Annotated in this window: 7 protein-coding genes; 1 reads left to right on the top strand and 6 read right to left on the bottom strand. The window is 65.5% G+C overall.

The features are described from left to right. Positions 1-3 precede the first annotated feature (3 nt). The gene (locus MJ8_RS14475; protein ID WP_201414996.1) at positions 4-690 is read right to left on the bottom strand and encodes a D-lyxose/D-mannose family sugar isomerase; all 687 of its coding nucleotides are present in this window, start codon (positions 688-690) and stop codon (positions 4-6) included. 188 nt (positions 691-878) lie between these two features. Here MJ8_RS14475 and MJ8_RS14470 point away from each other — a divergent pair, with 188 nt between their 5' ends. Then, positions 879-1,937 carry a D-TA family PLP-dependent enzyme gene (locus MJ8_RS14470; RefSeq protein ID WP_201414995.1) on the top strand — a complete coding sequence of 353 codons (1,059 nt, stop codon included), beginning with the start codon at positions 879-881 and terminating at the stop codon, positions 1,935-1,937. A gap of 34 nt (positions 1,938-1,971) precedes the next feature. Here the strand turns inward: MJ8_RS14470 and MJ8_RS14465 are convergent, their stop codons facing one another. The 5 genes from MJ8_RS14465 to hutU form a co-directional block, all read right to left on the bottom strand. Continuing rightward, positions 1,972-2,730 carry a heme ABC transporter permease gene (locus MJ8_RS14465; protein ID WP_201414994.1) on the bottom strand — a complete coding sequence of 253 codons (759 nt, stop codon included), beginning with the start codon at positions 2,728-2,730 and terminating at the stop codon, positions 1,972-1,974. A 62-nt stretch (positions 2,731-2,792) separates the two neighbouring features. Further along, positions 2,793-4,562, bottom strand: coding sequence for a glucan ABC transporter ATP-binding protein/ permease (locus MJ8_RS14460; protein ID WP_201414993.1), 1,770 nt, complete (start codon positions 4,560-4,562; stop codon positions 2,793-2,795). A 375-nt stretch (positions 4,563-4,937) separates the two neighbouring features. After that, complete coding sequence (locus MJ8_RS14455; RefSeq protein ID WP_201414992.1) at positions 4,938-13,517, bottom strand: GH36-type glycosyl hydrolase domain-containing protein; 8,580 nt, start codon at positions 13,515-13,517, stop codon at positions 4,938-4,940. 270 nt (positions 13,518-13,787) lie between these two features. Continuing rightward, a complete protein-coding gene (locus tag MJ8_RS14450; protein ID WP_201414991.1) occupies positions 13,788-14,375 on the bottom strand; it encodes a HutD family protein in 588 nt (195 codons plus the stop codon). A 4-nt stretch (positions 14,376-14,379) separates the two neighbouring features. Continuing rightward, complete coding sequence (gene hutU / locus MJ8_RS14445; RefSeq protein WP_201414990.1) at positions 14,380-16,053, bottom strand: urocanate hydratase; 1,674 nt, start codon at positions 16,051-16,053, stop codon at positions 14,380-14,382. Positions 16,054-16,060 lie beyond the last annotated feature (7 nt).

The raw sequence follows: 16,060 nt of genomic DNA, 5'->3' as shown, positions 1-16,060 counted from the left end.
GCCCTACCCCACCCACTTCTCGTAATCCGACACCAAGAGGTGCAGCGGCGCGACATCTTCGTCGATGTTGGAGAAGCGGCCGATCGGGTCGCGGAAGACGTTGTCGGTGAGGTCGTCATTGACGGTCGAGACCTCGCCGATCAGCACGTCCTTACCCTCGGCCCAGAAGGCGTGCCAGACGCCGGGCATCAGCGTCACGCTCTGGCCCGGATCGAGTTTCAGCAGCCCACCCGCGGGCAATCTGGTGATGGTGCCGTCGACCGGCACCGAGACTTCGGCCTTCGGGTCGATGCCGCCGTCGCGGTCGTGCATAAAGAGTTCCAGCACCAGCTTGCCGCCGCCGCGGTTGATGATGTCCTCGGCCTTGATGTTGTGGCGGTGCATCGGCGAAAGCTGATCCTTGCGCGAGATCATGATCTTTTCGGCATAGAGCATGCCCATGCCGAGCTTCATGTCCTCGTAGCGGCCGTTGCGCACGGTGAACAGGAACAGGCCGAGCTCGTCGAACTTCTCCTGGCCGTAATCGGTGATGTCCCAGCCGAGACGCGAGGTGAAGATAGCCGAGGAGTCCGCCTTGTGCGCCTTCATTTCTTCAGGCGACCAATAGGCGAAGGGCGGCATGATGTAGCCGAAGGAGCGGATGAAGGCGTCGGCTTCGCGGATGATGTCGTTGATCTTGGAGCGCTTCATGGGTTCCTTCCTCCGGCCGCTGCCTCTCGAAATCTACCCCTCCGAATAGCTCAATGCCGGTCCGCTGTCGACGCAAACCGGCGGTTCTGGACCGTGACATCCGCCAGGATCGGGGCCATAACCCATTCAGTTTTTGAAGCGCATGTCCTTGTGCCGAAATCGGCAGACATGCTTTGGACGGTGATCCCATGCCAAGCATAGACGACCTAGACACACCGGCGATCCTGATCGATGCGGCCCGCGCGGAAGCCAACATCAACAAGGCGCAGGCGCATGCCGACCGCCACGGGTTGAAGCTCCGCCCGCATATCAAGACGCACAAGCTGCCTTACTGGGCGAAGAAGCAGGTCGCGGCGGGCGCGGTCGGCATCACCTGCCAGAAGATCGGCGAGGCCGAGGTGATGGCCGATGCCGGACTCGATGACATCTTTCTCCCCTATAACATTCTTGGCCGGGCAAAGCTGGAACGGCTGAAGGCGCTGCATGGGCGTGTCACGCTGTCTGTGACGGCGGATAGCCATGAGACGCTGGAGGGCCTTGCCGCCACCTTCACCGATGCCGGTCATCCGCTTTCGGTGCTGGTCGAGTGCGACACCGGCATGGGCCGCTGCGGCGTGCAGAGCGACGACGAAGCGCTGGCGTTGGCGAAGGTGATCGACCAGGCGAAGGGCCTCTCCTTCGGCGGGCTGATGACCTATCCTGCGGCGGGGCGCGCCGCCGAGGCGGACGCCTGGCTGAAGGCCGCGCGCGACGCGCTTGCGGCGGCCGGCCTCGAATGCGAGCGCATCTCCAGCGGCGGCACGCCGGACATGTGGCGCTCCGGCGAGGACAGCGTCGTCACCGAATACCGGCCCGGCACCTACATCTATCTCGACCGCTACCAGGTCGCCAAAGGCGTCGGCACGCTGGACGACTGCGCGCTAACCGTTCTTGCCACGGTGGTCAGCCACCCGACAGCGACCCGCGCCATCCTCGACAGCGGCAGCAAGGCGCTGTCCTCCGATACGCTCGGCCTGCCGGAGTTCGGCGAACTGCTCGGCGTGCCAGGCGCCCGGGTCACCGGATTGAGCGAAGAGCACGGCACCGTCACGCTTGGCGACGACGCCAAGCTGCGCATCGGCGAGCGCGTGCGCGTCGTGCCCGACCATTGCTGCGTGGTGACGAACCTGTTCGACCAGGTGCACCTGATCGACGGCGACAAGGTGCTGGAAACGCTGCCGGTGGCGGCAAGGGGGAAGATGGGGTGAGGCGCGCCTTTCCCTGCTCTCACAAGGGAGAAGGCTAAGCCCGCTCCGCCTGGCGCGCCGCGACCCTGCGCATCGCGGTCACGCGCCGCCTGAAAATCTCCGTGCGCATCGCCATCAGGTGCAGCGCGAAGAAAAGCACCGTGAAACCCAGCGCCATGACGGCCAGCGGCCACAGCATGGAGGGGTCGATGGTCGGGCCGCCGAGGCGGAAGACCGACGCTGGCTGATGCAGCGTGTTCCACCAGTCGACCGAGAATTTGATGATCGGGATGTTGATGAAGCCGACCAGCGTGATGATGGCGGCGGCCCAGGCGGCGCGGCCGGCATCGTCCAGCGCGCGGGTCAGCGCGATGATGCCCAGATACATCAGGAAAAGCACGAACACGGAGGTCAGCCGCGCGTCCCAGACCCACCAGGTGCCCCACATCGGCTTGCCCCAGATCGAACCGGTGATCAGCGCCAACGCCGTGAAGGTGGCGCCGATCGGGGCCGCCGCTTTCAGCGCGACATCGGCCAACGGATGGCGCCAGACCAGCGTGCCGAGCGCAGAGATCGCCATGATCGTGTAGCACATCATGGCGAGCCAGGCGAAAGGCACGTGGATATACATGATGCGCACCGTAATGCCCTGCTGGAAATCCTCCGGCGCGGTGAAGCTCATATAGAGGCCGACGGCGAGCAGGACCGCCGCGACAGCCGCCAGCCACGGAATGAGCTTGTCCGCCAGCCCGACGAAGCGCGTCGGGTTGGCGAGGTCGTTCCAGCCGGAAAAGCGTGAGGTGGTGTCGCTCATGGCGACCTAAATAGACCGGCAGTGTCTTGGGGGCAATTCCCAACCGGGGAGAGAAGCGGCGCTTACGCCGCTTCCGTCACCGGACGGCTGAGGCGGCGGACCTCCTCGTCGTTGAGCAGGCCACCGGCGCGCAGCAGGGCGGCGAAGCGACCATTGCGCAGCGACAGCTCGGTGAAGCCGCCCATCTCGACCACCCTGCCCTTGTCCATGAAGACGACGAGGTCGGCGTCGCGGACCGTGGTCAGGCGGTGGGCGATGATGAAGGTCGTGCGGTTGCGGCGCAGCTCGTCGATCGCTTCCTTGACCCGATCCTCGGTTTCCACGTCGAGCGCGCTGGTCGCCTCGTCGAGCACCAGGATCGGCGCATCCTTGAGCACGGCGCGGGCGATGGCGATACGCTGGCGCTCGCCGCCCGAGAGCTGGCCGCCACGCTCGCCGACGACGGTGTCGTAGCCGCTGCTCTTCGACAGGATGAAGTCCTGCGCGGCGGCGGCATTGGCGGCGGCGTGCACCTCGTCGTTGCTCGCATCGGCGCGGCCGACACGGATGTTGTCCTCGATCGAGCGGTTGAGCAGGCCGGCGTCCTGGAAGACCGTGGCGATCGAGTGGCGCAGCGACTTGCGGGTCACCGTGCGGGTGTCGATGCCGTCGATGAGGATGCGGCCGCTGGCCGGTGTGAAGACGCGCTGTAGCAAGTTGATGAGCGTCGTCTTGCCGGCGCCCGTCGGGCCGACGATGGCGACCGTCTGGCCAGCCTGGACCTCGAAGGAGACATCCTCGATGCCGTGGCCGGAGTTGGCGAACTCGAAGCTAACGTTCTCGAAGCGGACATGGCCGGTGACGTTGGTCAGCTCGCGCAGGCCATCCGGCTCGATGGTCTCGGCCGCCGAGTCCTCGAGACGATAGAAGTCCTCCAGCTTGGCGCGGGCCTCGGAGATCTGGGTGGTGAAAGCCGACATCTGGTCGAGACGGGCGATCAGCATCCCGGCAAAGCCGGTGAAGGCGACGACATCGCCGACGCGGAGCTGGCCAAGGGTGACCAGATACGCGCCGATGGACAGCACGATCATCATCGAGATGGTCGACGACAGGCGGTTCAGCGCGTTGGCGATCGCCCACCAATCGAGCACCGGGTTCTGCGCGTCGAGCAGGTCCTTCACATAGCGCTTCAGCGTCGCGGTCTCGTGGGCGATGCGGTTGTAGCTCTGCAAGACGGCGACATTGCTGACGCTGTCGGAGACATGCGCGAAGACAGTGTGGTAGTGGCGCTCGACGGCGGTCTGCCCCGACTTGGTGCGGCGCATGACGATGCGGCCGATACCGACGTAAAGGATGCCCAAGCCAAGCAGTACCACGGACATGCGGATGTCCATGGACAGGGCGGTCGGAACCAGCAGCACCAGCGCGATGGCCGTCGAGAGATGCACACGCATGAATTCGAGCCAGAGGCTGAACAGCGTCTCGACGGCGCGCAGCAGCGTGTGCAACGAATTGGACGTGCCGCGCTGGTGGTGCCAGGCAAGCGGCATGGTGATGACCCGTTCGAAGGACTGGCACAGAACTTCCGAGCGGCGGGCATGGGCGAAGCGGTCGGCGCCGCGCGCCACCAGCACGAAGGCTATGACATTGAAGACACCGATGGCGGCCCAGACGGCGAGCGTCGAAAACACCGCGCCTTTTTCGGAGATGGCACCGATCACCCTGCCCAGCAGGATCGGCTCGAGGATCGCGATCGCCGCGAGCGCGACGTTGGCGCCGCAAATCAGCGCGACGCGCTTCTTGTCGGCCGCCAGATAACCCAGCGCTCTAAAGTAGATCTGCAGAAGTGACACTTCAGCTACTCCGCCAAACTCTTGTCTGTGCTCAATGCCCGAATTGTGCACCGCACCATTTTTTGACACGTATCGGTTAACGTGTCGCGAAACAATGCGTCGTCTATCCCTTCCGTTCCCATTTAGCGAACAAAAGATGACGACGGTACGAAATCTGACGTGATCACCTAACGGTTTGAGATAAAAGGTGAAATGTCAGGCTTACGGCAAAATAATGGCACTTGGCTCCCGCTGCCACATTTTTAATCACAAGCCGCTTGCTTAGCCTGCCCTAAAGGAAGGCACATGACCGGGCGCAGGGGCCTTGCCAAGTAAAAAACAGCGATCGGCCGCGCATCCCGAAGGACGCACGGCCGACAAGACAAGCCTTTGATTTTACGCAGGTATCCTGACGACGACTTCGGTCTTGCCGCCGGCTGCCGGCTCGAAAGAGGCTGATTTTTTCTTCGAACCATCGACTTCTAGCGAGATCGACTTGGTCTTTTTGTCGCGGATGACGCGAACCTTGATCTCGCTGTCGAACATCTTGAGCGTCGCGGCGTAGCCGTCCCAGTGCCCGGGCAGCTTCGGCCTAAACGTGATCTCCTTTCCGCGACGCTCGATGCCGAGGATGCCTTCCACCGCGGCCCGGTAAAGCCAGCCGGCCGAGCCTGTGTACCAGGTCCAGCCGCCGCGGCCGCCCTTGCCTTCGCCGGCATAGATGTCGGCGGCCACCACATAGGGCTCGACTCGGTAGTGCTCGGCCGCCGCCTCGTCCGAGGCGTGATTGACCGGGTTCAGCATCGAGAAGCAGCGATAGGCCTCGTCGGTGCGGCCCATCTCGGCCAGGGCGATCACGAACCAGGTGGCGGCATGGGTGTACTGGCCGCCATTTTCGCGCACGCCCGGCGGATAGCTCTTGATATAGCCGGGATCCTTCTCGCTCTTGGAGAAGGGCGGCGTGAACAGCTTGACGATCTTGAGCTCGTCGTCGACCAGCATCTTGGTCGCCTGTTCCATGGCCGTGGTCGAGCGCGCCGGATCGCCCTCGCCCGACAGCACGCTCCAGGACTGGGCGATCGAGTCGATCTTGCACTCGTCCGAATTGTGCGAGCCGAGCGGCGTGCCGTCGTCGAAGCTGCCGCGCCGGTACCACTGGCCGTCCCAAGCGGTGCTTTCCAGGGCACGCTTCAGAGCGTCGGCGTGCTTCGCCCAGGCCTGGGCACGCTTGGTGTCGCCCTGCCCCTTGGCGACCGGCGCGAAGTCGGTGAGCGTCTTCAGGAGGAACCAGCCCAGCCACACGCTCTCGCCCTTGCCGCCCTCGCCGACACGGTTCATGCCGTCGTTCCAGTCGCCGCCGAGGATGAGCGGCAGCCCGGCGGGGCTGCTGCGCTTGATCGCGAGATCGAGCGCCCGCGCGCAATGATCGTAGAGAGGCGCGGTGTTCTTGGTGATCTCCGGCGTGAAGAAGGCGTCATGCTCGCCCTCGCCGAGCTCCTGCCCGTCGATAAAGGGCAATTGCTCCTTGAGGATGCCGGCATCGCCCGTCACCTCGATGTAGCGGGCCGTCGCGTGCGCCAGCCAGACGACGTCGTCCGAGATCATGGTGCGCACCCCGGCATCGGTGCGCGGCAGCCACCAGTGCTGCACGTCGCCTTCCGGGAACTGCCGGCGCGCGGCATTGAGGATCTGATCGCGCGCCAGCTTCGGGTCGTGCGCCAGGAGGGCGAGCGTGTCCTGCAACTGGTCGCGGAAGCCGAAGGCGCCGCTCGCCTGGTAGAAGGCCGAGCGCGCGCGGATGCGGCAGGCGAGGCTCTGGTAAGGCAGCCAGTGGTTGACCATGGCGTTCATCGCCTCGTCCGGCGTCTCGACCTGGATGGTGTCGAGGAAACGGCGCCAGGTCTTTTCGTTGTCGGCCAGGCGCTGGTCGAAATCCTTGCCGCGATGAGCCTGCACCAGCGCGCTTGCCTCGGCGGGCGTGGCCGCGTCGCCGAGCAGCCAGAGCAGCGTGACATCGCCACCGGCAGGAATGTCGATGTCGCTGGCGAGAACCGCGCAAGGATCGTCACCCGCCTCGATACGGCCGGAAAGCGCAAGCCCGCCAAGCACGGCCTGCGGATATTCGGTCGTGCCGTGCCTGCCGATGAACTCGCCACGGTCGGCGGTCACCGAATGGACGGGATGGCTGGCCGCCAGGAAGGCGACGCGCTCGCCGAAGTCGAGCCCATACGGGTTTTGCGCCAGCATGGCGCCGGTCGCTGCGTCCCGGGAGGGCACGATGGTCGCCGCGGTGCGCGAGCGATGGCCGCCCAGCACCCACTCGGCATAGGCGTAAATGCGCAGCCGCGCCGGCGCCGGACCGGCATTCTGAATGCGCAACCGCGTGATCTTCACCGGATCGGTCGGATCGACCACCTGCGTCAGGTCCATCGACAGCGGCCCGCGCTTCGAGCGGAAGGTGGAGAACCCCTGCCCGTGCCAGGTCTCGTAGGTCATCGACGGATCACGCACCACTGCCGCCATGGGCGAGAACGCCTTACCGCTCACCTGGTCGTAGATATAGAAGCCCTCGCCCGGCCGGTTCGACACCGGATCGTTCGACCACGGCGTCAGCTGGTAGTCGCGGCTGTTGCGGCTCCAGGTGAAGCCGGCCCCTTCGGCCGAAACGTGGAAGCCGAAGGAAGCATTCGAGATGACGTTGATCCAAGGCTGCGGCGTCACACGCCGTCCGGTCAACCGCGTCACATAGTGGCGACCGTCGCCGTCGAAGCCGCCAAAGCCGTTCCACAGGCTGAGACCGCTGCCATCGGCGGCGATATCGTCTCCACCCTGGCTTGCCGGTACCGGCAAGGGCAGCGGCGGAGCAGGTTCGCGCGGCGAACCGCCCTCCGCCTGCAGCAAGGCATCGCGGGCCTGGAGGGCCGCGGTCTCCGCACGCTCGAGCTGGTCGAAGATCGTGCCGTTGCGGGTATGCAAGACGACGCGCGCGACCGACAGCAAGGTCTTGTAGGTCGGCTCGTCCATCAGGTCGCGGCGCACCGCGAAGATGTGCTGGCGAGGCCCGAGCTCGCGGCCGCGCAGGCGGCTGTTCTCGCACAGCGTCTCCACGGCGCGCTGCAGGTCCTGCACATAGGACGAGGCCTGCTCGTTGACGACGACGAAGTCGATCATCATGCCCCGCGCCCGCATATATTCCTGGAAGCGCAGCGCCTGGGCGACGATCTCGAGATCGGCGACGTCGCCGATGCGCACGAGGAAGATCGGAAAATCGCCGGAGATGCTGGTCGGCCACAGGCTCGACTGGCGGCCGAGGCCAGACGCGATGGATTCGGCCGGCAGGCGCAAGAACGGATCGGGATAGATCAAGTAGCGTGCAAGCTTCTGCACATTGGCGGCGTCGGTGAGGCTGAGCCCCAGATGACGTGTCTGCACCTGGCTGCGCGTCCAGGCAAGCATGGCCTGGCGGGCGAAGCTCTCCTGGTGGTCGAGGCGGGCGATCGCCTCGTCGAGCTCCGAGCGATTGGCGCCGACGGCGGTCCAGAAGGTCAGCGAGATCTTCTTGTTGGCCGGCACGCGGACCTGGCGGCGCAGCGCGGCCACCGGATCCAGCGTGAAGCCCTGGCTGCCGGAGAGCCTGACGCCGGGGTCGAAGGCGACGGCATCGGCGATGGTGCGGCCGCGGCCGATGAAAGCGCGCCGGTCGGTCTCGGCCTCGGCATCGCGCGACGGGCCCGACGGGTCGGTGACGAAATGCACCATGGTTAGGTCGGGGTCGTTCTTGTCGCGCTTACGTCGCGTGGCGAAGATCGCGCCGTTGTTCGGTGCGATCTCGGTCTCGACGAACATCTTGGAGAAGGCCGGATGCGCATTGTCCGAGGCCTCGTTGCCGAGCACCAGCTCGGCGAAGGACGTCACCTCGATATGTCGGTCGGTCGGGCCGTCATTATAAAGCGTGATGCGACGGCCTTCGCCATTGCCCTCGGAAATGACGATGCATTCGACCTCGGAACGCAGCGAGCCGACCGACTTGGTGAAGCTCGCCTTGTCGTCGCCGAACAGCGTCTGGACGCGCTCGCCCTCGGCGCGCTTCGGCTCGGCGGTGGCCGACCACCAGTCGCCGGTGGCGGTGTCGCGCAGGAAGATGTAGGAGCCGAGGCGGTCCTCGCTCGGATCCGGCTGCCAGCGGGTGACGGCAAGCTCGCCGAAGCGGCTGTAGCCGGAGCCGGTCGCGGTGACCATGACAGAATAGCGGCCGTTGGACATGACATTGGTCGCCCGCAGCGCCTTGATCGGGTCGAGGATGACACGGCTGTCCGGGCTCTCGGCCTCGGTCTCGTCCTTGGACCGCTCGTCGGCTTCCGTCCTGACGGTTGCGGTCGGAATGTCGCGCGGCGCCTTCTCCTGCAAAAGAAGCTCGGCCGACTCGATCACCGGGTCGCTGTGGAAACGCTCGCGCAGCCGGCCCTCGAAAATGGCGTCGGCGACAGCGGCGATCGACATGCCGGAATGGTGCGCCATGTAGTTCAGCACCACGGCGTGGTCCGTGCCCTCCGGAACGCGCTGCGGCGTGAAGTCGACCGCATCGTGGAAGCCATGCCGGCCAAGCGCGCCGATGGAGCGCAGGCGCTTCAGGTTCTGCACCGCCTCGCGCGGATAGAACTGCGCTGCCAGGATCGTGGCGTAGGGCGCGATCACGGTGTTCTGGCCGAGACCGCGCTTCAGGCCGAGGCCGGGCACGCCGAAATTGGTGTACTGGTAGGTGAGCTCGCGGTCGCGGGCGTTGTAGGCCGATTCGGAAATGCCCCAGGGCACGTTCTTCGAGCGCGCATACTGGATCTGGCGCTTGATGATGAGCTTGCTGGTCTGATTGAGGATCGAGCCCTGCGGCTCCTTCATCACCAGCGGCGGCATCAGATACTCGAACATCGAGCCCGACCACGACATCAGCGCACCTTGGAAGCCGATCTCGACAATCGGCCGTCCCAAGCGGAACCAGTGCTCGGTCGGCAGGTCGCCCTTGGCGATGGCGAACAGGCTGGTGAGCCGCGCCTCGGAGGCGAGAAGGTCATAGCAGCTCTCGTCGAGCTGGCGGTCCTCGACCCGGTAGCCGATCGAGAGCAGCTTGCGCTCCTGGCGCATCAGGAAGGAGAAATCCATCTCGAAGGCATAGCGGCGGCAGCGCTCGCGCAGGGCGAGCAGCTTGGCGCGCAATGCGGCGACGGCGCTCTCGTCATTGTGCGAATCGTGCACATGCGCCTCGCAGGTCGCCTCGAGTCTCGCCGCCCAGTCAGCGATGACGTCGCTTTTCGGCGAGGCCGCCTCGGTGTGGATGGCGGTGGCGAGCTTGCGGATCTCGCCAGCAAGCACCGCAAGGTTGATGGTGCGGATCGATGCCATCTCCGGCTGCGCCTTGATGGTCGCAACCGCGCGGCGCATGCCGTCGAGACGGTCGGCCAGGCGCTGGCGGAGCGGCCGCAGCTGCCGTCGGTCGTCCGGCAGCTCGTCCAGGCTCTCGTCGAGGATGGTGACGGTGTCGATGATGCCTTCGAAATCGCCCTGCAGGTGCACGGAAGGCGCTTCGGCCCACTCGGCGCAGGAGGCGGCCACCGCGACCAGATGTCCGGCGAGATTGCCGCTGTCGACCGCGGAGATGTAGAGCGGATAAAGCGGCTTCAGCGTCGTCGTGTCGTACCAGTTGTAGAGATGGCCGCGTTCGCGCGGCATGTTCTCGATCGTCGTCATCGTGGCGTCGATGCGGGTGATGGCGTCCGACAGGCTGATCCAGCCGAAATCGCGCGCCGACACGACCGACAACAGATAGACGCCGATATTGGTCGGCGACGTGCGCGGCGCCACCACCGGCGCCGGGCTCTCCTGGAAATTGTCCGGCGGCAGGTGATGCTGCTCGGGCGTGACGAAGGTCTCGAAATAGTGCCAGGTGCGGCGCGCGTAAGTGCGCAGCGCGTGGACGTCGGCGGTCGAGATGCGCAGCCTGTCCTCAGTCTCGGCCGAGCGGCTGATCCAGCAGGCGACGGCGGGCGAAGCGATCCAGAAGATGGCGAAGAAGAAGGCAACGAAAGCGCCCGTGGAATCGGCGAGCACCGGAATGGCGAGGCCGACGACGCCGACGATCACCGCGCCATACATCATGCCGTAATAGGCGCCGAGATCGTTCCCGCCCTTGGCCGCCTGCGAAGCGGTGCGCCATTCGAGCAGGTTCTGACGGCTGACGAAGAGGCGGTATATGGTGCGGATGATGGCATCGCCCATCATCCAGGCGAGATGCGCCATCAGAAGCACCTTCAGCGCCACCAGCGCGGTGCCGAACACGGTATCGCGGGCCAAAGCGGAGAAATGGCCGCGCGGCGTCTGGTCGCCGCTCTTGGGCAGGATGCCGTTCACGATGTCGAAGGTCGGCGCCATGAACAGGCTGAGGATCAGAAGCGCCTGCCACTGCGCGGCCTGAGTAAAGGGCAGCAGCGTCCAGCCGGCGACGCAGGCCATGACCCAAAAGATCGGAGTGACCGAGCGGCGCAGATTGTCGACCATCTTCCAGCGCGACAGCGCAGGCACCCCGGAGCGCGGGTCGAAAATATAGCCGAGCAGCTGCCAGTCGCCGCGCGCCCAGCGATGGTGGCGCGAGGCGTCGACCGAGTAGCGGGTCGGATAGTCCTCGACCAGCTCGACGTCGGTGACCAGTGCGGCGCGCGCGAGCGCACCTTCGAGCAGGTCGTGGCTGAGGATGGTGTTTTCGTCGATGCGGTTCTTCAGCGCCGCCTCGAAGGCGTCGATATGGTAGAGGCCCTTGCCCGTGAAGGACCCGTCGCCGAAGACGTCCTGGTAGACGTCGGAGACGGCGAACACATAGGGGTCGAGGCCGCGATTGGCCGAGAAGACGCGCTGGAAGAAGGAGGCATCGTCGCCGCTGGTGAGCGAAGCGGTGATGCGCGGCTGCAGGATGGTATAGCCGGCGGTGACGACACGCTTCACCGGATCGAAATGCGGGCGGTTGAGCGGATGGGCGAGCTTGCCGACCAGGCTCGAAACCGCGTCGCGCGTGGTGCGCGTGTCGGCGTCGAGCGTCATCACATAGACGACCTTTTCCGGCAGCGGCACGTCGAGCGGCAGGAAGGTGGTGTCGCTGTCGCCGCGCAGGAGAAGGTTCAGCTCATGCAGCTTGCCGCGCTTGCGCTCCCAGCCCATCCAGCAGCCCTGCGCCTGGTTGTAGAGCCGGCGCCGGTGCAGGAGATAGAAGCGCGGCGAGCCCTCCGACGGATAGCGGGCGTTGAGCCTGGCGATCTCGTCGCGGGCATATTGCAGGATCTCGATGTCGGCGGCGTCGATCTCGGCCTTGGAATCCGGCCAGTCGGACAACAGGGCGAAATGGATCTCCTGCGCCGTGTTGGCGAGATGGTGCACCTCGATGTTGCGGATGTTTTCCTCGACGTCGTCGCGCGAGCCGATCAGCGAGGGCACGACGACCAGCGTGCGCGCTTCCACCGGGATGCCGTGCTTGTTGTAGTCGTAGCCGACAAGTCGGGTCGGCTTGAGGAACAGCGCCACCACGGTGTTGAAGAAGGCGAGCGCGCCCTCGCTGGCCGGCACGGCGAACAGCGCCAGCATCAGCGTGATCGATTCGACCGACAGGCCGAGATTGGCGAGCGCCCTGCCCGAAAGCACCAGCAGCAGCACGGTCAACAGGAAGACCGGCACGACGATGCCCAGCCAGCCGGCGCTGGCAAAGCCGCGCTTGAACGTCACATAGAAAGGCGGCCGGTAGCCGATCGCCTTTTCCAGCTCCTGCCGGCGCGGGCCGACCAGGAAGAAGCCGACATCGGTGTGCACGGCGGGGTCCGCCGTTTCCGGCACGCCGGACGCATCGGTGAGCCCGGGCGTATGACCGGCCAGTTCGATCGCCTTTTCGGCGACGCGGTATTCGGAGAGATCGGAGCGGCGCGCCAGTTGCTCGATCGCGGTACGATACTGGTCGCGCGAGAAGAAATCGAGGTCGGCGAAATCGGTCTTCTCGCGCAGGAGTGTGTCGATGCGGCTGACACCTTCGAACCAGACGGTCCAGTCGACGTCATTGATGAGGCGCAGGCCGCGGATGATGTTGCCGGTGGTGACGTTGCCCGAGGACAGCGTCTGGTGCTCGGAGATGATGATCTCCTCGGCGTCGGAGCCGGTCTTTTCGAGCTCGCTTTCCAGCCATTCCAGCGCGCGGCCCGCGTTCTGCGAGCCGTCGCGCAGGCGGTAGAGCAGTTGGGTGGCGAAAGTGGTGTCCTGCGCATGCGCGCTGTAATTGGACAGGATCCTGGTTCGGTCGGCGTTGTCGTCGGTCGCCAGAACCCGGTCGGCGACCTCGTTGGCGATATGGCGCATCTGCCTGGTACGCTCGACGCGCACGGCGATGCGGCGCAGATTCTCGATCAGCACGAAGCGCAGCAGCGACGGCAGCGCCCAGAGCTCGCCGATCTTCATCGGCTCGACCGACTGGAAGCCCTCGACGATCGCCTTGAACATAGTGGCCGAGACCGAGCTGTCGGAATGCTCGACATAGCTCCAGGCAACAACGAAGGCGCGCGGCAGCACCGTGCCGTCGCCGAGTGTCAGCGTCGGCAACTGGCGATAGAAGCGGCGCGGCAGATCGCGCTTGACCTGGAATATCGTCTCCTCGACCAGGTAATTGTTGTCGAGCAGCCATTGCGCGGCCGGCGTGATGGTCTCGCCCTTGGCCTGGGCGGCATTGGTCGAGCGGTAGACTTCGAGGATCTTCTTGGCGCTGTCGCGGATGCGGGCCTGGAACTCGAACGGGGCGAGGCCGAACAACTCCTTGACCTCGCCCTTGGCGAGCGCAACGCCCAAGGCGCGCAGCCGGTCCTCAGGCAGGAAATTGGAGCGTATCGGCGCTTCCGTCACCGCCGGGAAGCCGGCGCTGGTCTGTTCGATCTTGTTTGGGTTCGTCTGAATGTTCATTGAAAATTCCGTAAGCGGGAGCGCAATGCGGCGTCACCGCCACGGCAATGGCCCTAAAACCGGTTCAATTGCAATTGGTTGCATGGCTGATCGGCCGAAAGTTTGTTTTGCGCACCACGACAGGGGCGTGCCCTTTCGACAGCTCGTGGGCGAACGCCCCTCGCTCTCCGCCCCGGGTTGGATGAGGGCAAGGATTCAGGCTTTTTCGTGATACATGCAAGGGGCCGGGCGATAATTCGCCCGCCCCGCGATCATGTTTGGCAACAGCCGTTAACGGTTGGCGGCGAGGCGATGGAGTCCGATCACGAAAAGCAGGCCCTCCCCCTTGAACTGAAGCCGCAATTCCGGGCTGCCGCGGTCGAGGATCAGCGTATCGAGCGGTCCGAGGTTAGACCCGTCGTCCGTGAAGAGCGTGGCGCCGGTGCCGACGGCAAGAACGAGCGTGGTGTCGGCGCGCGGCGCGATGCGAATCTCGCCGGAAAAAGGCCGGCGCTCGACCTCATGGGCCATGCGGCCACGGCGGGTCATCACGTTGAGATCGGTGATCGGACCCCCGATCAGCGCAGCGCTGGTCGGCACGTCGCCCGGAAAGGCGAGCGGCGCCGAAGCCGTCGTCAGCCGCGCCGGAGGCTGGCCGGCAATGTCGAGAATGACGCCACCGCCTTCCAGCACCGACAGCGTGCGGTCGATGCCGGCGAAGCTCGAGAACGGCCCGCTGGTCTCGACGCTGGCCATCGAGACGCGCCAGTCGAAATCGTCGAGCCCGGCGCCGTCGGGCGAAACCGCGATTTCGGTGGTCGTGCCGCCGCCATTCTTCCATGGCATGACGCGGTAGCCGGCGGCACGAAGGATGCGCATTGTTTTAACCTAGGATGCCCGGCAGGTTGAGCTGGTGTTCCTTGGCGCACGCAATGGCGATGTCGTAGCCGGCATCGGCATGGCGCATGACGCCGGTCGCCGGGTCGTTCCACAGCACGCGCTCCAGGCGTTTTGCCGCCTCGGGCGTGCCGTCGGCGACGATCACCATGCCGGCATGCTGCGAGAACCCCATGCCGACGCCGCCGCCATGATGGAGCGACACCCAGGTGGCGCCGGACGCGGTGTTGAGCAGCGCGTTGAGCAGCGGCCAGTCGGAAATCGCGTCGGAGCCGTCCTTCATCGCCTCGGTCTCGCGGTTCGGCGAAGCGACCGAGCCGGAATCGAGGTGGTCGCGGCCGATGACGACCGGCGCCTTGAGCTCGCCCTTGGCCACCATCTCGTTGAAGGCGAGGCCGAGCCGGTGGCGGTCGCCGAGGCCACCCCAGCAGATACGCGCCGGCAGCCCTTGAAAGGAGATGCGCTTGCGCGCCATGTCGAGCCAGTTGTGCAGATGCGTGTTGCCGGGAGTCAGCTCGCGCACCTTGGCGTCGGTCTTGTAGATGTCCTCCGGATCGCCCGAGAGCGCCGCCCAGCGGAACGGACCGATGCCGCGGCAGAACAGCGGCCGGATATAGGCCGGCACGAAGCCCGGGAAAGCGAAGGCGTTCTCGAAACCTTCGTCCTTGGCGACCTGGCGGATGTTGTTGCCGTAGTCGAGCGTCGGCACGCCGGCGTTCCAGAACGCCACCATCGCCTCGACATGCTCGCGCATCGATGCGCGCGCCGCCTTCTCGACCGCTTTCGGATCCGACGTGCGCTTCTCGCGCCATTCGGCCATCGTCCAGCCCTTCGGCAGATAGCCGTTGATCGGATCGTGCGCGGAGGTCTGGTCGGTGAGGATGTCGGGGCGGATGCCGCGCTTGAACATTTCCGGCACGATCTCGGCGGCGTTGCCGAGCAGGCCGACCGACTTCGCCTCCCCGGCCTTGGTCCAGCGATCGATCATCTCCATCGCCTCGTCGAGCGTTTCGGCCTTCTCGTCGAGATAGCGGGTGCGCAGGCGAAAATCGATCGAATCCGGATTGCATTCGATCGCCAGACAGGACGCGCCTGCCATGACCGCGGCCAGCGGCTGGGCGCCGCCCATGCCGCCGAGACCGCCGGTCAGGATCCACTTGCCCTTGAGATTGCCGTTGTAGTGCTGGCGGCCGGCCTCGACGAAGGTCTCGTAGGTGCCCTGGACGATGCCTTGCGTGCCGATATAGATCCAGGAACCGGCCGTCATCTGGCCGTACATCATCAGGCCCTTCCTATCGAGCTCGTTGAACTTCTCCCAGGTCGCCCAATGCGGCACGATGTTGGAGTTGGCGATGAGCACGCGCGGGGCATTGGAATGGGTCTTGAAGACACCGACCGGCTTGCCCGACTGGACCAGCAGCGTCTCGTCCTCGCCCAGCGTCTTCAGCGACGCGACGATGCGGTCGAAGTCGTTCCAGGTGCGCGCCGCCCGGCCGATGCCGCCATAGACGACCAGTTCATTGGGGTTCTCGGCGACCTCCGGGTCGAGATTGTTCATCAGCATGCGCAGCGGCGCCTCGGTCGTCCAATAGCGGGCATTGAGCTTATCGCCGCGCGGCGCGCGCACTTCACGGATGTTATGGCGAGGATCGGTCATCATTGTCCCT

The sequence above is a fragment of the Mesorhizobium sp. J8 genome (assembly GCF_016591715.1).
Classification (GTDB): Bacteria; Pseudomonadota; Alphaproteobacteria; order Rhizobiales; family Rhizobiaceae; genus Mesorhizobium.
The sequence above is the reverse complement of the archived record's forward strand: the minus strand, read 5'-3'. Positions and strand labels throughout refer to the sequence as shown.